Origin of the sequence: Streptomyces sp. NPDC058000, from assembly GCF_042886435.1 — a bacterium.
Lineage (GTDB): Bacteria > Actinomycetota > Actinomycetes > Streptomycetales > Streptomycetaceae > Streptomyces.
In genome coordinates, this window is sequence record NZ_JBHVQS010000029.1 from 59,475 (window position 1) to 78,992 (window position 19,518).

A 19,518-nucleotide genomic window follows, 5' to 3' on the forward strand; every position below is an offset into this window, starting at 1 on the left:
TCACAGCCCGTAGCGCTCCCGGGCCTCCTTGACGGTCTCCGGCTTGACGTCCCCGCGCCGGGCGAGGGCCGCCAGCGCCTGGACGACCACCGACTGCGGGTCGACGCCGAAGTGGCGGCGGGCCGCGTCCCGGGTGTCGGACAGGCCGAAGCCGTCCGTCCCGATGGAGGTCCAGTCCTGCTCGACCCACGGCGCGATCTGGTCCGGAACCGCCCGCATCCAGTCGCTCACCGCGACGACCGGGCCGGGCGCACCGGCCAGCGCACGGGTGACGTAAGGAACCCGGTCCTCGCCCTCCAGGCGGGCCGCGTCGCACTCCAGGGCGTCGCGGCGGAGCTCCGTCCAGGACGGCGCGGACCATACGTCCGCCGCCACGCCCCAGTCGGCGGCGAGCAGTTGCTGCGCCTCCAGGATCCAGTGGATCGCGGTGCCGGAGGCCAGCAGCTGGAGCCGCGGGACCTCGGCGCCCTCGATGGTGGTGGCTTCCTTGAAGCGGTAGAGGCCCTTGAGGATGCCCTCCTCGACGCCCTCCGGCATCGCCGGCTGCACCTTGGTCTCGTTGTAGACCGTCAGGTAGTAGAAGACGTCCTCGGCGTCCGGACCGTACATCCGGCGCAGACCGTCCTTGACGATCACCGCCACCTCGTAGGCGAACGCCGGGTCGTACGAGAGCGCCGCGGGGTTGGTCGAGGCGATCAGGTGCGAGTGGCCGTCGGCGTGCTGGAGGCCCTCACCGGTCATCGTCGTCCGGCCGGCGGTGGCGCCGATCACGAAGCCGCGGCCCAACTGGTCGGCGAGCGCCCAGAACTGGTCGGCGGTGCGCTGCCAGCCGAACATCGAATAGAAGATGTAGAAGGGGATCATCGGCTCGCCGTGCGTCGCGTACGACGTCGCGGCGGCGGTGAAGTCGGCCAGCGAACCGGCCTCGGTGATGCCCTCGTTGAGGATCTGGCCGTTCTTGGCCTCCTTGTACCAGAGCAGCTGGTCCCGGTCGACCGGGTCGTAGGTCGCGCCCTTGGGGGAGTAGAGGCCGGCGGTCGGGAAGAGCGACTCCATGCCGAAGGTGCGGGCCTCGTCCGGGACGATCGGGACCCAGCGCTTGCCGGTCTCCTTGTCCCGCATCAGGTCCTTGATCAGCCGGACGAACGCCATGGTGGTGGCGATCTCCTGGCTGCCGGAGCCCTTCTTCAGCGCGTCGAAGGTCTTGTCGGCGGGCATCGGCAGCGGCCTGGCCACGACCTGGCGGGCCGGGGCCGGGCCGTCGAGGGCGGCGCGCCGGGTGCGCAGGTACTGCATCTCCGGGGAGTCCTCGGCCGGGCGCCAGTACGGCACCAGGTCGCCTTCCAGCGCGCTGTCCGGGATGGGGAGTTCGAGCAGGTCCCGCATGGTGCGGAACTCCGCCATCGTCAGCTTCTTCATCTGGTGGTTGGCGTTGCGGGACTCGAAGCCCGTGCCGAGGGTGTAGCCCTTGACGGTCTGCGCCAGGATCACCGTCGGCGCGCCCTTGTGCTCGGCGGCGGCCTGGTACGCGGCGTACACCTTGCGCGGCTCGTGGCCGGCGCGGGAGGTCTGGAACAGCTCCAGCAGCTTGGCGTCGGAGAGCTGCGCGCCGATCGCCTTGAGGGCGTCGTTGGCGCCGAAGAAGTGCTCGCGCAGGTAGGCGGCGTCCCGGGTGGCGTAGGTCTGGAACTGCGCGTCCGGCGTCTCACGGAGGCGCTGGATCACCGCGCCGTCGGCGTCGAGCGCGAAGATCTCGTCCCACGCCTGGCCCCACAGGGCCTTGACGACGTTCCAGCCGGCGGCGCGGAACTGCGCCTCCAGCTCCTGCACGATCTTGAAGTTCGGGCGGACCGGGCCGTCCAGGCGCTGGAGGTTGCAGTTGATGACGAAGGTCAGGTTGTCCAGGCCCTCGCGGCCGGCCAGGGCCAGTGCGGCGGTCGACTCCGGCTCGTCCATCTCGCCGTCACCGAGGAAGGCCCAGACGTGCGAGTTGCTGGTGTCCTTGATCTCGCGGTGCTCCAGGTAGCGGTTGAAGCGCGCCTGGTAGATCGCGGAGAGCGGGCCGAGGCCCATGGAGACGGTGGGGAACTCCCACAGCCAGGGGAGGCGCCGCGGGTGCGGGTACGAGGGCAGGCCCTCGCCGCCGGCCTCCTGGCGGAAGTGGTCGAGCTGCTCCTCGGTGAGCCGGCCTTCGAGGAAGGCGCGGGCGTAGATGCCGGGGGAGGCGTGGCCCTGGATGTAGAGCTGGTCGCCGGAGCCGTCGCCCTCCTTGCCGCGGAAGAAGTGCTGGAAGCCGGTCTCGTAGAGCCAGGCCGCCGAGGCGAAGGTGGCGATGTGGCCGCCCAGGCCGAGCTTGGAGCCGCGGGTGACCATGGCGGCGGCGTTCCAGCGGTTCCAGGCGGTGATCCGGGCCTCCAGCGCCTCGTCACCCGGGAACGCGGGCTCGGCGGAGGTCGGGATGGTGTTGACGTAGTCCGTCTCCAGCAGCGAGGGCAGGTCGGTGCCTTCGGTGTGGGCGGTGTGCTCCAGGGCGCGGCGCATCAGGTATGCGGCGCGATGCGGGCCCGCTGCCTTGGCGACGGCGTCCAGCGACTCGCGCCACTCGGCCGTCTCCTCGGGGTCGCGGTCCGGGAGTTGGTCGAGCTGGCTGTACGGCAGGCGCACGGGGTCGGGCATGGGTGGCCCCTTTCCGGACGGGTGGGAATGCGAGTTCGGCAGGCATTCGGCAGGCAGGGGTGTCGCGCCCCAGTCATTGACGATAACTCTCTGATCGATGATCGATCAACGCCGGACGGAGGAAAAACCGCAGGTCGGCACGGGGTGCCGCAATCCAGGGCACCGCGTGCCAGCTCCGGAGTCTCCCTCCGTTACGCCCCGGAGTTCCCTCGGCACGCCCCGGAATCAATTCCTCCGCATGCCTCCGCCCGGCACGGCGAAGCGGCCCCGCGGAACGCTCCGCGAGGCCGCCCGACCGCCGTCCGGTACGCCCGCTAGACCCGCGGCGCGCAGCTCAGCACGTGCGCCTTCAACAGCGCGCCGATCCGCGGATCGCGCCGCCGGAACGCGTCCACCAGCTCCTGATGGTCCTGGGCGTGCGACCGCGGCTCCGGGCTGAACCAGCGGATCGACAGCGTCGTCCAGACCTCCACGCCCAGCGACTCCCAGGTGTGCAGCAGCACGGCGTTCCCGGCCGCCCGGACGACCTCCCGGTGGAAGGCCACCGTGTGCCGCACCTGCGCCTCGCCGTCGCCCACCGCGTCCGCCTCCCGCAGCGCCGCCACCTCGCGCTCCAGCGCCGCGGTGTCCTCCGCCAGCCGCTCCGCCGCCAGCTCCGCGGCCACCTGCTCCAGCCCGGCCCGGACCGGGTAGCTCTCCTTGAGGTCGTCGGCGGTGAGGTTCCGCACCCGGACGCCCTTGTTCGGCGCCGACTCGATCAGCTGGAGCGACTCCAGCTCCCGCAGCGCCTCCCGTACCGGCGTCTGGCTGACCTCCAGCTCCACCGCGATCCGCCGTTCCACGATCCGCTCGCCCGGCTGCCAGCGGCCGCTGACGATCCCCTCCAGGATGTGCTCGCGGATCTGTTCGCGCAGCGAGTGGACGACGGGCGGGGTCATGAGGTGCTCCTTCAGAGCGGGTGGGGCCGCGAGGCGTGGTGCGGGGCCATTATCGCCGGACGTGGGCACGCAAAAGGGCCGGCCCCGGCTCGTCGGAACGAGCCGGGGCCGACCCCTGTGCACAACTACCGCTTCCCTGACGGGAGTCGGAGTCAGAGACCGATCTCGGTCTCGAACTCCGCGGCCTCCAGGATCTGCTTGACCGTGGTCAGGTAACGGGCCGCGTCGGCGCCGTCCACCAGACGGTGGTCGTAGGAGAGCGCGAGGTAGGTCATGTCGCGCACCGCGATGGTCTCGCCGAGGTCCGGGTGGTTGATGACCACCGGGCGCTTGACGGTGGCACCGATGCCCAGGATGCCGACCTGGTTCGGGGGCACGATCACCGTGTCGAACAGGGCGCCGCGCGAACCGGTGTTGCTGATGGTGAAGGTCGCGCCGGACAGCTCGTCCGGGGTGATCTTGTTGCCGCGGACCTTGCCCGCCAGCTCCGCCGTCTTACGGGCGATGCCGGCGATGTTCAGGTCGCCCGCGCCCTTGATGACCGGGGTCATCAGGCCCTTCTCCGCATCCACCGCGATACCGACGTTCTCGGTGTCGAAGTAGGTGATGGTGCCCTCGTCCTCGTTGATCCGGGCGTTGACGACCGGGTGGGCCTTCAGCGCCTGGACAGCGGCCTTGACGAAGAACGGCATCGGGGAGAGCTTGACGCCCTCACGCTGCGCGAAGGCGTCCTTGGCCTTGTTGCGCATCCGCATGATCGCGGTGATGTCCACCTCGACCACGGAGGTCAGCTGCGCCTGGCCGTGCAGGGCCTTCATCATGTTGTCGCCGATGACCTTGCGCATCCGCGGCATCTTGACGGTCTGACCGCGCAGCGGCGACGCCTCGATGACCGGGGCGCCCGCCTTGGCCGGGGCGGCGGCCGGCGCGGCCGGAGCCGGCACGGCGGCCTTGAGGGCCTCGGCAGCGGCGATGACGTCCTGCTTGCGGATCCGGCCGCCGACGCCGCTGCCCTTGACAGTGGCGAGGTTCACACCGTTCTCCGCCGCGAGCTTGCGGACCAGCGGGGTGACATAGGCGCCGTCCGCCTCACCGGCCGCCGGGGCGGGGGTGACGGGGGCGGCGACCGGGGCCGGAGCCGGAGCCGGCGCGGGGGCCGGGGTCGGCGCGGGGGCCGGAGCCGGAGCAGCGACCGGCGCCGGGGCGGGCGCGGGGGCCGGAGCGGGCGCCGGGGCGGCGACCGGGGCGGCCGGGGCCGGGGCAGCGGCCGGAGCCGCACCCTTGACGCCGATCACCGCGAGCTTGGCGCCGACCTCGGCGGTCTCGTCCTCGGCCACGAGGATCTCCAGCAGGGTGCCGGAGGTCGGGGCCGGGATCTCGGTGTCGACCTTGTCGGTGGAGACCTCAAGAAGCGGCTCGTCCTCCGAGACCTCCTCGCCGACCTCCTTCAGCCAGCGGGTGACGGTGCCCTCGGTGACGCTCTCGCCGAGCGCCGGGAGGACCACGTCAGTGCCCTCGGCAGCGCCCGCGGGGGCGGCGGCGGGGGCCTCGGCCACGGGGGCCGGAGCCGGCTCGGGCTGCGCGACCGGGGCCGGAGCCTCGGCGGCGGCCGGCGCCGCTACAGGCTGCGCGGCGGCAGCCGCTCCAGTGGAGCCGGTGCTCGCACCGGACGGTGCGCCGGTGCCGTCGTCGATGATGGCCAGCTCGGCGCCGACCTCTACGGTCTCGTCCTCGGCCACCTTGATGGAGGCCAGCACGCCGGAAGCCGGAGCCGGGATCTCGGTGTCAACCTTGTCGGTGGAGACCTCGAGCAGCGGCTCGTCGGCCTCGACGCGCTCGCCCTCGGCCTTCAGCCAGCGGGTGACGGTGCCCTCGGTGACGCTCTCGCCGAGCGCCGGCAGGGTTACGGAAACCGCCATGGTTTCAGTTGCTCCTATCGCAAGTACGGATGTGGTCGCGCCCGGGACTGGGGGTCAGTCGTGGGAGTGGAGGGGCTTGCCGGCCAGGGCCAGGTGGGCCTCGCCGAGCGCCTCGTTCTGCGTCGGGTGCGCGTGGATGAGCTGCGCAACCTCGGCCGGCAGGGCCTCCCAGTTGTAGACCAGCTGGGCCTCGCCGACCTGCTCGCCCATACGGTCACCGACCATGTGGACGCCGACCACGGCACCATCCTTGACCTGGACGAGCTTGATCTCGCCCGAGGTCTTGAGGATCTTGCTCTTGCCGTTGCCTGCAAGGTTGTACTTCAGAGCCACGACCTTGTCGGCGCCGTACAGCTCCTTGGCCTTGGCCTCGGTGATGCCCACCGAAGCGACCTCGGGGTGGCAGTACGTGACGCGCGGGACGCCGTCGTAGTCGATCGGGACGACCTTCTGGCCGGCCACTCGCTCCGCCACCAGCATGCCCTCGGCGAAGCCGACGTGCGCGAGCTGGAGGGTCGGGACGAGGTCACCGACGGCCGAGATGGTCGGCACGTTGGTCTGCATGTACTCGTCGACCAGGACGTAGCCGCGGTCCATCGCGACGCCCTGGTCCTCGTAGCCCAGACCGGCGGAGACCGGGCCGCGGCCGATGGCGACCAGCAGCACCTCGGCCTCGAAGGTCTTGCCGTCGGCGAGGGTGACCTTGACGCCGTCGGCGGTGTACTCGGCCTTGTCGAAGAAGGTGCCGAGGTTGAACTTGATGCCCCGCTTGCGGAAGGCCCGCTCCAGCAGCTTGGAGCTGTTCTCGTCCTCGACCGGGACGAGGTGCTTGAGGCCCTCGATGACGGTGACGTCGGTGCCGAAGGACTTCCACGCCGAGGCGAACTCGACGCCGATCACGCCGCCGCCCAGGATGATCGCGGACTTCGGGACGCGGTCGAGCTTCAGCGCGTGGTCGGAGGAGATGATGCGGTTGCCGTCGATCTCCAGGCCCGGGAGCGACTTCGGCACGGAGCCGGTCGCGAGCAGGACGTGGCGGCCCTGGACCTGCTGACCGTTGACCGCGACGGAGGTCGGCGAGGACAGCCGGCCCTCGCCCTCGATGTAGGTCACCTTGCGGGAGGCGATCAGACCCTGGAGGCCCTTGTACAGGCCCGAGATGACCTCGTCCTTGTACTTGTGGACCGCGTCGATGTCGATGCCCTCGAAAGTGGCCTTGACACCGAACTGCTCGCTTTCGCGAGCCTGGTCCGCGATCTCACCGGCGTGCAGCAGAGCCTTCGTGGGGATGCAGCCGTTGTGCAGGCAGGTACCGCCGACCTTGCCCTTCTCGATCAGGGCGACGTCCAGGCCCAGCTGCGCCCCGCGCAGGGCAGCTGCGTAACCGCCGCTACCGCCTCCGAGGATCACTAGGTCGAAAACGGTGCTGGCGTCGTTCGCCACGTCACGTCCTCCATGCATGGGTGCGCCGGAGCCGGTCTTCGATGACCGGACCGCGGCTGTTGTTCGGCCGCTTTAACTCGGCCCTGGTAAGGGGGGCCCTGTCCTGCCGAGAACCCATCTTCGCACTTGTTCAACGAAGGCGGGACGCGGGGCCGGGCTCCGGGCGGCCGATCAGCCGCCCCATCGGGGTTGCGCCTGTGTACGAAAAGGTACAGCGGCGCGAAGCGCCACCTGGGAAGGGTGGTGGCGGGTGACGGGTGGGAGGATTTCGTCGAGGGCGAACACGATGCGGCAAGCGTACCGACGGCCCCGGGCGAGACCCGGGGCCGTCGCCGGCACGGTGGACCGAGCGGCCGGATCAGCCCAGGTCGCCCTCGGCCGTGCGCTCGGCCAGCCGCAGCAGGGTGCGGACCGAGGAGCCGGTGCCGCCCTTGGGGGTGTAGCCCCAGGGCGCCCCCTCGTGGAAGGCCGGGCCGGCGATGTCCAGGTGCGCCCAGGCGATGCCCTCGCCGATGAACTCCTTCAGGAAGAGCCCGGCGACCAGGCCGCCGCCCATCCGCTCGCCCATGTTGGCGATGTCGGCGACCGGGGAGTCCATGCCCTTGCGGAGGTGGGCGGGCATCGGCATCGGCCAGGACTCCTCGCCGACCTCCTCGGCGATCTCGTGGATCGAGGTACGGAAGGCGTCGTCGTTCGCCATGATCCCGAAGTGGCGGTGGCCCAGCGCCAGCACCATCGCCCCGGTCAGCGTCGCCACGTCGACGATCGCGTCCGGCGCCTCCTCCGAGGCCCGGGTCAGCGCGTCGGCCAGGACGAGCCGGCCCTCGGCGTCGGTGTTGAGCACCTCGACGGTCTTGCCGCTGTACATGGTCAGCACGTCACCGGGGCGGGTGGCGGAGCCGGACGGCATGTTCTCGGCGAGCGCCAGCCAGCCGGTGACGTTCACCGGGAGGTCCAGCCGGGCGGCGGCGACCACCGTGGCGAACACCGCGGCGGCACCGCTCATGTCGCACTTCATGGTCTCGTTGTGGCCGGCCGGCTTGAGCGAGATGCCGCCCGAGTCGTAGGTGATGCCCTTGCCGACCAGCGCCAGCGTGCGCTCCGCGTCGGCGTGCGTGTGCGCGATCCGCACCAGCCGCGGCGGCGCCTCCGAGCCCTGGCCGACGCCCATCAGGCCGCCGTAGCCGCCCTTCTTGAGCGCCTTCTCGTCCAGCACCTCGACGGTGAGGCCGAACTCCTTGGCGGCGGCCTGCGCTTCGGCCGCGAACTGCTTGGGGTCCAGGGCGTTGGAGGGCGTGTTGATCAGGTCGCGGGCGCGGTTGATCTCCGAGGCCAGCACCTGGGCGCGCTCCGCGGCGGCCTTGAACTCCTTGTCCCGCGGCTTGCCGCCGAGGACCGTGGCCTCGCCCAGCGGCTCCGACTTGGCGTCGTTCTTCCGGGCCTTGGCGCCCTTGCCGTTCGCGCCGTTGCTGCGGAACGCGGTGAAGGTGTACGCGCCCAGCAGCGCGCCCTCGCCCACCGCGGCGGCCGCCCCGGCGTGCTCGACCGGCAGCGCGAAGGCCGCCTTCTTGGCGCCGCCCAGCGCCCGGGCGGCGGTGCCCGACGCGCGGCGCAGTGCTTCGTGGTCGTAGGAGTCGTCCTTGGCCGGGGCGTCGCCCAGGCCGACCGCCAGCACGACCGGCGCCTTGATGCCGTCGGCTGCGGGCAGCTTGGTCACCTCGCCCTCGGCACCACTCGCGCCGAGGGTCTCCAGCACGGCGGCGAGCTTGCCGCCGAACGCCTTGTCCACGGCCTCGGCGCCGGGGGCCACCACGACGCCCTTGGCGCCCTTGGCCACGCCGACGACGACGGCATCCGCGCGCACCGTTGCGGCGGAAGAAGTACTGAGGGTCAGTGCAGTCACGGTGATGAAAATCCTGTTCCGTCCGGGGAATCCGTTTCGCGCGTACGCGCTGCTGCGGCCGAGCCTACGCTCGGCGGCGCCTCCTGGCCCGGCCGGTTACGGCACCGGGACCTGAGGAGGCGTCGGCCGACACCGGGCGGATGCGTCAACTATCCCGCCATATTGCCGAGTTGTCGGTTCCGTCGGATGTTCAGCCGAGGGTGAGCAGTACCAGCGCGGTGAGTCCGGCGCTCTCCGCGAGGGCGCCGAAGACATCACCGGTCACCCCGCCGAACCGCCGCCGGCAGTGCCGCAGCAGCAGTTCCCCGGCCGCCAGCCCCAGCAGCGCGGCCAGCCCCGCGTGCAGTGCCCCGTACGGTCCGCCGGCCCCGGAGCCGAACGCCGCACAGCCGGCCGCCACCAGCGCCGCGCACCCCACCGCCGCCGGCACCGGAACGGTTCCGGCGACCGCCGCGCCCAGCCCCTCCGGACGGGCCGCCGGCACCCCCGCCCGGGAGGCCAGGGTCAGTGCGCCGCGGGCGGTGACCGCCGCCACCACTGCCCCGACCGCGCCGGCCGCCCAGCCCGCCGCATACAGCCCGGACAGCGCGGCCACCTGGGCGAGCAGCGCGAACAGCAGGGTGATGACGCCGAACGGCCCGATGTCGGACTGCTTCATGATGCGCAGCGCCTCTTCGGCCGGTTTGCCGCTGCCCAGGCCGTCGGCGGTGTCCGCGAGCCCGTCCAAGTGCAGACCGCGGGTGAGCACCGCCGGCACCACGGCACTGCCGATCGCGGCCAGCAGCGGCCCGCCGCCCAGCAGCAACAGCGCCCCGCCGAGCGCCGCCGCGCACAGCCCGACCACCAGCCCGGCCACCGGCGCGCACAGCATCCCGCCGCGGGCCGCGGCCCGGTCCCAGCGGGTCACCCGCACCGGCAGCACGGTCAACGTGCCGAACGCGAACCGGAGACCGTGCAAGGGGGAGCCGGGGGAGCCGGGGGAGTCAGGGGAGGGAGGTACGGGTGCGGTGTCGGTCACCGCGGCAGGGTACCCGGGGCGGCCGCGCGGCGGACGCGCCCGCCCGGGCCGCTCACCAGGGCCGGTGCCGGTCCCGGCCCCGGGCGTACTGGACGTCCCACGGCTTCCGCGGCCGCCACCAGTCCCACACCACGCACAGCACCAACACCACCAGCAACGCCGCGACGTGCTCCTTGCCCGCCAGGTTGTTCTTGATGAACGCCACCTCGACGAGCATCGCGACGACCACCCCGACGCAGGTGAAGCGGGCCCGGTAGCGCCAGCAGACGACCACCGCCAGGCCGACCACCGCCGCCGACGGGCCGGTGTCGACCACGAACTTGTCGACGTCCGACAGCCCGATCGGGCTGTCCGGGCCGAGCCACAGGCCGATCCGGGCGTACATCGTCCCGGCGAGCGTGGCCGCGTAGGCGACCAGCAGCGTCTGCCACCGGCCGAGGCAGATCTCGGCGATCCCGAACACCACCAGGATCTGCACCAGCGCGCCCCACACCGGCAGGTCCAGCGCCGGCACGAACAGCGACAGCGGGGTCCGCAGCAGCGCCAACCACAGGTGCTCGTACGCCTGCACCGAGCCGATGTCCTGGACGGGCCGGTAGCCCCAGGACTGGTTCTGCACGAAGTGGAAGGTCAGCGTCAGGCACACCGCGAACAGGGTCAGCGGGATCGCCCGGAGCCGGCGTCCCACCAGCGTCGGCCACACGGTCCGCAGGAGCGGGCCCCACTCGGTACGCGCGGCGCGCCGCAGGGCGGGCACCGTCCCCCGTCTCCCCCCGGGCTCGCTCATCTCCCGTGCTCCAAATGCTTGCGGTTCAGCCACTTCGGCAGACCTGGCGCTTCGAGGAAGCCTTCGGCGCGGGCCGCGGCGATGCCGATCCGCAGTACATCGGTGCTCTTCTCGAAGAGCATGTACCGGGGTTCCCAGACGGGTCGGTATTTCGCGTTGGCGCGATAGAGCGATTCGATTTGCCACCACCGGGAGAAGAAGCCGAGCAACGAGCGCCACAGGCGTAGCACCGGGCCCGCGCCGAGCCGCGATCCCCGTTCGAAGACGGAGCGGAACATCGCGAAGTTGAGCGAGAGCTGAGTGATCCCCACCTCGCCCGCCCGCTGGATCAGCTCCAGCACCATGAACTCCATGAGCCCGTTGTCCGAATCCCGGTCCCGCCGCATCAGATCCAGCGACAGCCCCTTCGCCCCCCAGGGCACGAAGCTCAACAGGGCCCGCAACTCGCCCTCGGCATCGGTGCATTCGAGCATCACGCACCGGCCGTCCGCGGGGTCGCCCAGCCGGCCCAGCGCCATCGAGAAGCCCCGCTCGGTGTCGCCGTCGCGCCAGTCGTCCGCCAGCCGCACCAGACGCGCCATCTCCTGCGCGGGGATGTCCTCGTGCCGCCGGATCCGCACGGTGTGGCCGGCCCGCTCGATGCGGTGGTACGCCTGCCGCACGGTACGCATGGCCCGGCCGGCCAACGTGAACTCCGCGCATTCGACGATCGCCTCGTCGCCCAACTCCCACGCGTCCAGCCCGTGCCGGGCGTAGATCGTGCCGCCCTCCTCGCTCGCGCCCATCACCGCCGGCGCCCAGCCGTGCTCCCGGGCCTCGGCCAACCACCGCTCGATCGCCCCCGGCCACGCCTCCGGATCGCCCAACGGATCGGCGGACGCCAACGACACCCCACCCACCACCCGGTACGTCACCGCAGCCTTCCCACTGGGCGAGAACACCGCACTCTTGTCCCGCCGCAGCGCGAAATACCCCAGCGAATCCCGGTCACCGTGCCGCGCCAGCAGCCCCCGCAACCGCTCCTCGTCCTCCGCGGTGATCGGATCAGTGCTCCGCACCGACCGGAACGCCGCCCACAACACCGCCACCAGCAGCGCCGCGCTGAGCACGTTGATCGTGCCGTTGACCCAGTTCGGGGTGGCGATCCCGGGGAACCCGCGGTCGTCGGCGGCCAGCGACACCAGCCGCAGCAGGCCGTACCGCCAGCGCTCACCGAACGTCGAGGCGCCCGGGGCGTCGTTGGTGACCGTCACCAGCAGCGCCGCCAGCAGGGAGGCGACCAGCAGCCCGCCGCCCGCGGTCAGCGCCGCCAGCTTGGGGTTGGCCCGGTCGCCCTTGGCGTAGAACTCCCGCCGCCCGGCCACAAGGGACGCCGTGAACAGCAGCGTCAGCGCCAGCGAAAGCCAGTTCTGCGGATGCGCCCGGTACTCCGGGGCGAGCACCATCACCACGGCCACCAGCAGCAGGAACAGCCCGGACAGCACCAGGTTCAGGATCCACGCCGCCCGCTTCCGGCGCCGCAGCGTCACCGCCAGGAACAGCGAGAAGGCGCCCGAGGCGAACCCCGCGGTGAGCAGGTACGGCGTGAAGAAGTCCGCGGCGTTGTGGCGCCGGATGTCGTTGCCGAACGACACCCACACCGCCCCGAGGACGTTGATGAAGGCGACGGTGCGCAGGTACCAGATCCCGAACGCGGCGCCGCGCCGCGCCCATCGGCCGTGGGGGCGCTCTTCCTCCGGACTCAAAGCGATGTCTCCCGATAAAAACGTGCAAAACGCGATCTTATGGGGAGCCGTCGCCGGACCGGTGTGGTGCGGTCACGGGCGGGCGGTGCGCGGGCGCGTCCGGTGGATCAGTCGTGCACCGGAAGCTCCGCGGCCAGGGCGGCCGCCGCCCGTACCAACGGCAGGGCCAGCAGGGCCCCGGTCCCCTCGCCCGCTGTGACGCCGTGATCGAGCAGAGGGTTGAGTGCGATCCGGTCCAGCGCCTTGGCCTGCGCCGGTTCCCCGCTCGCCTGCCCGGCCACCCACCAGTCCGGCGCCCGGAACGCCGCCCGCTGCGCCACCAGGGCACAGGCCGCGGACACCACGCCGTCCAGGATCACCGGGGTACGGCGCACCGCACTCTGGAGCAGGAAGCCGGTGGTCGCGGTCAGGTCGGCGCCGCCGACGGTCGCCAGCAGCGCCAACTGGTCGCCCAGGACCGGCCGGGCCCGGCGCAACGCGTCCCGGATCGCGGCGCACTTGCGCATCCAGGCCAGATCGTCGATCGGCCGGCCGCCCCGCCCGGTGACGACCGAGGCGTCCGTCCCGCACAGCGCGGCGATCAAGGTGCCCGCGGCGGTGGTGCCGCCCACGCTCAGATCGCCCAGGACGACCAGGTCGGTGCCGGCGTCCGCCTCCTCGTCGGCAACCGCCATACCGGCCCGGAACGCCGCCTCGGCCTCCTCGGCGGTCAGCGCGTCCTCGACGTCGATCCGCCCCGAACCCCGGCGGACGCGGTGCCGGGTGACCTCGTCCGGCAGCTCCGCCGGATCGCAGTCCACCGCCATGTCCACCACCCGCACCGGCACCCCGGCGTCGCGCGCCAGCACGGCCGTCGGGCTCGCCCCGTCCAGGACGGCCCGCACCAGGTCCTTGGCGCCACCGGCCGGCCGGGCCGAGACGCCCAGCTGCGCCACGCCGTGGTCGCCGGCGAACAGCAGCACCCGCGGCCGCTCGACGGGCCGCACCGGCACCCGCTGCTGTACGGCGGCCAGCCACCCGCCCAGGTCGTCCAGCCGTCCCAGGGCGCCGGGCGGCACGGCCGTCCGGGCCCGCCGATCCTCGGCGGCACGGCGCACGTCGCCGTCGGGGCGCTCGATCAGTTGGGAGAAGTCATCGAGGTTCAGGGCGCTCATTGGGCGCAGATTACCGGCAACGGCGCGGCGACGGGCGCGCTACGGGCCCCGGCCGACACCGCCGACGGCTCGTCAGGCGGCGCCCCGGGCCGCGAACCGCACCTCGCACACCACCGTCCGCAACGGCCACCGCCGCCACCGACGGGACCGGCCGGCCGGCGGGCGGCCCACCGACAGGGGGAGGGCGCGCACCGCGGCGACGGCCGGGTGGCGACGGGCCGACCGGGCCACCGCCGCCGCCCATCGGGGCAGCGCGTCCACCACCAGCGCCCCGCCGGGGAACCGCACCGCACACACCGTCACCAGCTCCCGCACCGCGCCCGCCGACAGACCCGCGGGCGTCCCGGGCACCGCCACGACCACCCCGCGCTCCGGTGTGTCCACCAGCGCCGGCCAGTCGGCGCCGGGTCCCGGGCGGCCCACGGTGCGCCAGCGGGGGCCGTCCGGCAGGAGCAGCCGGCGGGCCGCCGCGTCCCCGGGCGGCAGCACCGAAAGCCAGGTCAGCCGCCCGTTGTCCAGTCGCCGGAAGCCGGTTCCCAGGCCCTCGCCGAGCACCACCACGGTGGCGTCCGGCCGGCGCGCCAGATAGCCGCGGACGGCCGCCTCGGCGGTGGCGCTCAGCTCGCCGGGACCGCCCGGACCGGGGCACCCGGCGGGTGGCAGCGGCAAAAGGAAGGGATACCCGTCATGACGGGAGAGTTCGGTCACCTTCCCAGCGCACCCGCCGCGGTGCCCCCGGGCAAGCGGACACGGGCCGCGCCGGGCCGCCGTCAGCCGCGCAGCGCAAGCGCCTGGCCCGCGACCACCCACAGCAGCTGCTCGCACTCGGTACCGAACGCGGCGTTCAGCCGGCCGAGTTCGTCGCGGAAACGGCGGCCCGCCGGGGTCGCCGGGACCACCCCCGAACCGACCTCGTTGCTCACCGCCACCACCCGCCGCCGGGTCTCCCGCACGGCCGTCACCAGCGCGTCGCAGCGCTCCCGCAGCGCCCGCCGGCCGCCCGCCTCCCAGGTCGCGTCGTCCCACGCCCCGGCCTCGTCCATGGCGTGCGTCAGCCACAGCGCCAGGCAGTCGATGAGCAGCGGCGGCGCGGTCGCGGGCTCCGCCAGCAGCGGCACCAGGTCACAGGTCTCGACGGTCCGCCAGCCCGCCGGGCGCCGCTCGCGGTGCAGCGCCACCCGCTGCGCCCAGTCCTCGTCCCCCTCCCGGGTGCCGCCGGTGGCCACGTACACCACCTCGGGGAACGCCAGCAGCCGCTGCTCGGCCTCCACCGACTTACCGCTGCGCGCCCCGCCCAGCACCAGCGTCCGGCGCGGGAGGTCGGGCACCGCGTGGTACTCGCCGACCACCAGGGAGGCGCCGTCCGGCACCGCGCGGGCGCCCAGCGCCGCCAGCCGGCGGTGGAGTTCGGGCCCGGGCGGCACGGTGTGGTCCAGGTGCACCGCGACCACGTCGGTCGCCGCGTCCACCGCGCCGCTCGCCCGCAGCCGGGCCAGCGCGTCCGGCCGCGCCACCACGTCCAGCAGCACCAGGTCGTACGGTCCGGGGCCGCCCGGTGCCGCGGACCCGTTGCCGGGGCCGCCGTGGGTCTCGGCCAGCCCGGCGGGTGCCGCGCCCGGCGGCAGGTAGAGCAGCCGCTCGCCGTCGCCGCCGGTGACCTCGTAGCCGGTGCCGGGGACGTCCACCGCGACCGCCCGCACCCGGTGCCCGTCCAGCAGCGCGAGCTCCCGCCCGTCGGCGACCCGGCCCGGCTGCGGCAGCCCCGCCGGCACCTCCAGCGCCGGCCCGTCGTGCGGATGGGAGAGCAGGACCTGGCGGACCCCGGCCAGTGACCGGCCGGCGCGGGCGGCGGCGAACGCCGGGCCCGGGGTCAGGTCGATCAACAGCGCGCCGTCGATGAGCAGGGCGGTCGCCGCGCGTGCCGCGTCGCCGACCGCGGTCGCGCAGGCGGCGCACGGACAGTCGGGGCGCGGCAGCCCCTGCGGGGCCCCGGTGCCGAGAAGAGTCAGGTCCACCCGGGTAAGTCTCTCGCGTCCGGCCTGCACCAGCGCGGCGGGGCGCCCGGTGGCACCGCCGCCCGGGCTTCCGGAGCGGGCCGGGGCACCCCTCGACACGGCCGTTAGGCTTCCGATCAAGCGGGCAAGCACGATCCGCAGGCACGGCGTACGGCGGGTCCCCGGCGTACGCAAGCGGGATCGGCGGACCCGGCGGACCCGGTGGGACTCCAGGAGGCGCACATGGCGTGGACGTGGCGGTTCGAGAAGGCGGACGGTTCGGAGGCGGTGCCCACCGTGGAACCGGAGGAGTTCACGACCCAGGGGGACGCCGAGTCCTGGGTCGGGGAGCAGTGGCGCGACCTCCGCGACGGCGGCGTCGACCAGGTCCGGCTGTTCGAGGACAGCACGGAGATCTACGCCGGGCCGATGAGCCTGCACGCCGACGAGGAGTGAGGCGCGGCGGGGGCCGGCGCCGCCGGCCCCCGTCCGTAAGCCGTCCGGGCTCAGGGCCGCTGGCCGCGCTTGACCTGCGGCTTCGGCAGCCGCAGCCGGCGCATCTGGAGCGTGCGCATCACGGCGTAGGCGCGGGCGCCCTTGACGTTCTCCTTGGGGAAGCGCTCCTGGAGTCGCTTGCCCAGCCGGACCCAGATCACCACCGAGTCCAGCACGATCAACACGATGATCACCAGCCACAGCAGCAGTGCGAGGTTCTGCATCTGCGGGACCCGGATCATGGTCAGCACCAGGATCAGCACGGCCACCGGCAGGAAGAACTCCGCCGCGCACCACCGGGAGTCGACGTAGTCCCGGGCGAAACGACGCACCGGTCCCTTGTCACGCACCGGGAGGTAGCGCTCGTCGCCGTTGGCCAGGGCCTCGCGCTGGCGGGCCATGTCGGCGCGGCGGGCCTCCCGCTGCGCCTTCGCGGCGTCCTTGCGGTTGCTCGGTGTCTGCGCACGGGTGCGGCGCTGCGACTGGGAGTCGCTGCGCTTGGGCGTCGGGCGGCCTTTGGGGGCCTGCGGGTCGCGGGGCTGCTGGGGCTGGGACGCGGTCACCTTGGCGGCTGCGGCCTGCTCATCCTTCGAACGGCTTCGGAACACAACACCCAAGAGTACGTGCTTGCCGGGAATGAGCCATGGGTCGACGGGGAACGATCCGGCAACGGCACCGGCCATACCGCGGGGGCACATGCGGACAGACCGGGCGGTCCGGCAGTACTTCGGGGCCGCTCTACTCCCTGGGCTGGAGAAGCCGGACGGTCTGATCGTCCTGGAGGAGGAGCGCATCCGGGCCCGAACAGTGCGGTAATGGAACCAAGGCCCGTACTGTGGGGTCTGTAGATGTGCTGGAGCCTAAGCCCGATGCAAGTCGGCCAGAAGGGGGCGCGCGAGGCCCATGAGCGATGGTGTCATGAAGCGGATGGGGATGATCTTCCGCGCGAAGGCCAACAAGGCCCTTGACCGGGCTGAAGACCCGCGCGAGACCCTCGACTACTCGTACCAGAAGCAGCTCGAACTGCTGCAGAAGGTACGCCGCGGCGTCGCCGACGTGGCGACCTCCCGCAAGCGCCTGGAGCTACAGCTCAACCAGCTCCAGGGCCAGTCCACCAAGCTGGAGGACCAGGGCCGCAAGGCGCTGGCGCTCGGCCGCGAGGACCTGGCCCGCGAGGCGCTGACCCGGCGCAGCGCGTTGCAGCAGCAGGTCACCGACCTGGAGACGCAGCACCAGACGCTCCAGGGCGAGGAGGAGAAGCTCACGCTGGCCGCGCAGCGGCTCCAGGCCAAGGTCGACGCCTTCCGTACGAAGAAGGAGACGATCAAGGCCACGTACACGGCCGCCCAGGCGCAGACCCGGATCGGTGAGGCGTTCTCCGGCATCTCCGAGGAGATGGGCGACGTCGGTCTGGCGATCCAGCGGGCCGAGGACCGCACCGCGCAGCTCCAGGCCCGGGCCGGTGCCATCGACGAACTGATGGCCTCCGGCGCGCTGGACGATCCGACCGGTATGGCCAAGGACGACATCACTGCCGAGCTCGACCGGCTCTCCGGCGGCAGCGACGTCGAGCTGGAGTTGCAGCGGATGAAGGCCGAGCTGGCGGGCGGCCCGTCCGCCCAGCAGCAGGCCATCGAGGGTGGCCAGGGCGGTGCCGCCCAGCAGGCCCCGCAGCAGCAGCACCCGCGTCTCGACAAGCAGTGACCGACGGCGCCGGACCGCTCCGCACGGTGCGGTCCGACGCCGACGCCGCGACCCCGCCCGATCGGAAGAAGTCGGAACAAGGGAGACCGTCGTGATCGTACGGATCATGGGGGAGGGCCAGGTGAAGCTGGATGACGCCCACTTCATCGAGCTCAACAAGCTGGACGACGAACTGCTCGCCGAGATGGAGAGCGGCGACGAAGCCGGGTTCCGCCGCACCCTCGGTGCCCTGCTGGACTCCGTCCGCCGCCTCGGCACCCCGTTGCCTGACGACGCCCTGGAACCCTCCGAGCTGATCCTGCCCGCCCCGGACGCCAGTCTGGAAGAGGTCCGGGAGATGCTCAGCGACGACGGTCTGATCCCGGGCTGAGCCCGCCGGCACACCGCACCCCAGCGCACTACGGACAGCGCCCCGGCCCCTTGAGGGGACCGGGGCGCTACCGTTGCCTCCCGTGACAGTCCCCGTTGCAGCCCAGGACGCGACCCGCGTCGCCCGGCTCCGCCAGTGGCACCGGACGCACCAGCTCGCGTTCGACGCCGCCGTCGCGGCGGTGGCGTTCGTGGCGATCCTGTGCGGGGCGGTGGCCGGGCCGCACGGCCCGCACGGCACGCACCTGCCCCGGTTCGCCGCCCACGAGCTCACCGCCACCACGGTGGTGCTGGCCGCCCTCGCCTGCGGCGCGCTGATGCTGCGCCGCCGGCTGCCCCGCACGGTGCTGGCCGTGACCGGCGCGCTGACCATCGTCGAACTGGTCGCCCAGTCCAGCGCCCCGCGCGCCCCGGTCGCCGGCGCGGCGGTGATCGCCCTGTTCACCGTGGCCTCCCGCACCGACCGGCCCACCACCTGGCGGATCGGCGCGCTCACCTGCGTGGTGCTGACAGCCGCCGCGATGTTCTTCGGGCACCGCGCCTGGTACGCCCAGGAGAACGTGGCGATCCTCGCCTGGACCGGGATGGCGGCGGCCGCCGGCGACGCGGTCCGCAGCCGCCGGGCCTACGTGGACGCCATCCGCGAGCGGGCCGAACGCGCCGAGCGCACCCGTGAGGAGGAGGCCGGCCGCCGGGTCGCCGAGGAGCGGTTGCGCATCGCCCGCGAACTGCACGACGTGGTCGCCCACCACATCGCCCTGGTCAACGTGCAGGCCGGGGTCGCCTCACACGTCATGGACAACCGCCCCGATCAGGCCAAACAAGCTCTGGCGCACGTCCGGGAGGCGTCCCGGTCGGCGCTGGAGGAGCTGCGCGCCACGGTCGGGCTGCTGCGCCAGTCCGACGACCCGAGGGCGCCCACCGAGCCGGCGCCCGGCCTCGGCGTCCTGGACCAGCTGATCGACGGATTCGTCCGGGCCGGCCTGCCGGTCGCCCTGGAACTGCCGCCCGCACCGCAGCCCGCGCTGCCCGCCTCGGTGGACCTGACCGCCTACCGGGTCGTCCAGGAAGCGCTGACCAACGTCCACAAGCACGCCGGCGACGGCGCCCGCGCCGCGGTGCGGATCATCCGCACCGAGGGCGCACTGACCGTGACCGTCCAGGACGACGGCCGCGGCGCCGGATCGCACGCCTCGGCCGCCCCGGGGGCGGGGGCCGTGCCGGAGGCCGGCGGCGGCCATGGTCTGATCGGGATGCGCGAACGCGTCCAGGCGCTGCGCGGCACGGTCGTCACCGGCCCCCGCGCGGTGGGTGGCTTCCAGGTGCGGGTCACCCTGCCGCTGGGCGGCGCGCGTACCGGCGGGACGACATGA

16 protein-coding genes are annotated in these 19,518 nt (G+C 73.1%); 4 read left to right on the forward strand and 12 right to left on the reverse strand.

Annotated features, from left to right (window positions below):
• From aceE to ACFVT2_RS25590, 11 genes are all read right to left on the reverse strand, one after another.
• Entirely contained in the window at nucleotides 1-2,676 is a 2,676-nt protein-coding gene (gene aceE / locus ACFVT2_RS25540) for a pyruvate dehydrogenase (acetyl-transferring), homodimeric type (protein ID WP_390021643.1), read from the reverse strand.
• A gap of 314 nt (nucleotides 2,677-2,990) precedes the next feature.
• Nucleotides 2,991-3,614, reverse strand: coding sequence for a GntR family transcriptional regulator (locus tag ACFVT2_RS25545; RefSeq protein ID WP_390021644.1), 624 nt, complete (start codon nucleotides 3,612-3,614; stop codon nucleotides 2,991-2,993).
• A gap of 152 nt (nucleotides 3,615-3,766) precedes the next feature.
• The gene (gene sucB / locus ACFVT2_RS25550; protein WP_390021645.1) at nucleotides 3,767-5,533 is read right to left on the reverse strand and encodes a 2-oxoglutarate dehydrogenase, E2 component, dihydrolipoamide succinyltransferase; all 1,767 of its coding nucleotides are present in this window, start codon (nucleotides 5,531-5,533) and stop codon (nucleotides 3,767-3,769) included.
• A gap of 54 nt (nucleotides 5,534-5,587) precedes the next feature.
• Nucleotides 5,588-6,976 carry a dihydrolipoyl dehydrogenase gene (gene lpdA, locus ACFVT2_RS25555; RefSeq protein ID WP_390021647.1) on the reverse strand — a complete coding sequence of 463 codons (1,389 nt, stop codon included), beginning with the start codon at nucleotides 6,974-6,976 and terminating at the stop codon, nucleotides 5,588-5,590.
• A 358-nt stretch (nucleotides 6,977-7,334) separates the two neighbouring features.
• The gene (locus ACFVT2_RS25560) at nucleotides 7,335-8,879 is read right to left on the reverse strand and encodes a leucyl aminopeptidase (RefSeq protein WP_390021648.1); all 1,545 of its coding nucleotides are present in this window, start codon (nucleotides 8,877-8,879) and stop codon (nucleotides 7,335-7,337) included.
• 190 nt (nucleotides 8,880-9,069) lie between these two features.
• Nucleotides 9,070-9,837 carry an adenosylcobinamide-GDP ribazoletransferase gene (locus ACFVT2_RS25565; RefSeq protein WP_390021698.1) on the reverse strand — a complete coding sequence of 256 codons (768 nt, stop codon included), beginning with the start codon at nucleotides 9,835-9,837 and terminating at the stop codon, nucleotides 9,070-9,072.
• Between the two features lie 112 nt (nucleotides 9,838-9,949).
• On the reverse strand, nucleotides 9,950-10,684 hold the full coding sequence (locus tag ACFVT2_RS25570) for a hypothetical protein (RefSeq protein ID WP_390021649.1): 735 nt from the start codon (nucleotides 10,682-10,684) through the stop codon (nucleotides 9,950-9,952).
• Nucleotides 10,681-12,429 carry a phosphatidylglycerol lysyltransferase domain-containing protein gene (locus ACFVT2_RS25575; RefSeq protein WP_390021651.1) on the reverse strand — a complete coding sequence of 583 codons (1,749 nt, stop codon included), beginning with the start codon at nucleotides 12,427-12,429 and terminating at the stop codon, nucleotides 10,681-10,683. The genes ACFVT2_RS25570 and ACFVT2_RS25575 overlap by 4 nt, the downstream gene beginning before the upstream one ends.
• 107 nt (nucleotides 12,430-12,536) lie before the next feature.
• Nucleotides 12,537-13,583: a nicotinate-nucleotide--dimethylbenzimidazole phosphoribosyltransferase gene (gene cobT / locus ACFVT2_RS25580; RefSeq protein WP_390021652.1), complete on the reverse strand. Its 1,047-nt coding sequence runs from the start codon at nucleotides 13,581-13,583 to the stop codon at nucleotides 12,537-12,539.
• Nucleotides 13,584-13,655: 72 nt separating this feature from the next.
• Complete coding sequence (locus ACFVT2_RS25585) at nucleotides 13,656-14,291, reverse strand: class I SAM-dependent methyltransferase (RefSeq protein WP_390021654.1); 636 nt, start codon at nucleotides 14,289-14,291, stop codon at nucleotides 13,656-13,658.
• A gap of 62 nt (nucleotides 14,292-14,353) precedes the next feature.
• Complete coding sequence (locus ACFVT2_RS25590; RefSeq protein ID WP_390021655.1) at nucleotides 14,354-15,598, reverse strand: bifunctional adenosylcobinamide kinase/adenosylcobinamide-phosphate guanylyltransferase; 1,245 nt, start codon at nucleotides 15,596-15,598, stop codon at nucleotides 14,354-14,356.
• Nucleotides 15,599-15,820: 222 nt separating this feature from the next.
• On the opposite strand from ACFVT2_RS25590, the gene ACFVT2_RS25595 reads away from it, so the two are divergent.
• Entirely contained in the window at nucleotides 15,821-16,033 is a 213-nt protein-coding gene (locus ACFVT2_RS25595) for a hypothetical protein (protein ID WP_390021656.1), read from the forward strand.
• Nucleotides 16,034-16,083: 50 nt separating this feature from the next.
• On the opposite strand, the gene ACFVT2_RS25600 is transcribed toward ACFVT2_RS25595, so the two are convergent.
• Entirely contained in the window at nucleotides 16,084-16,680 is a 597-nt protein-coding gene (locus ACFVT2_RS25600; RefSeq protein ID WP_390021657.1) for a DUF3043 domain-containing protein, read from the reverse strand.
• Nucleotides 16,681-16,990: 310 nt separating this feature from the next.
• Here ACFVT2_RS25600 and ACFVT2_RS25605 point away from each other — a divergent pair, with 310 nt between their 5' ends.
• From ACFVT2_RS25605 to ACFVT2_RS25615, 3 genes are all read left to right on the forward strand, one after another.
• Nucleotides 16,991-17,776 carry a PspA/IM30 family protein gene (locus ACFVT2_RS25605; protein ID WP_390021699.1) on the forward strand — a complete coding sequence of 262 codons (786 nt, stop codon included), beginning with the start codon at nucleotides 16,991-16,993 and terminating at the stop codon, nucleotides 17,774-17,776.
• A gap of 91 nt (nucleotides 17,777-17,867) precedes the next feature.
• Complete coding sequence (locus ACFVT2_RS25610; RefSeq protein WP_275309528.1) at nucleotides 17,868-18,146, forward strand: hypothetical protein; 279 nt, start codon at nucleotides 17,868-17,870, stop codon at nucleotides 18,144-18,146.
• Nucleotides 18,147-18,228: 82 nt separating this feature from the next.
• Entirely contained in the window at nucleotides 18,229-19,518 is a 1,290-nt protein-coding gene (locus ACFVT2_RS25615; protein ID WP_390021658.1) for a sensor histidine kinase, read from the forward strand.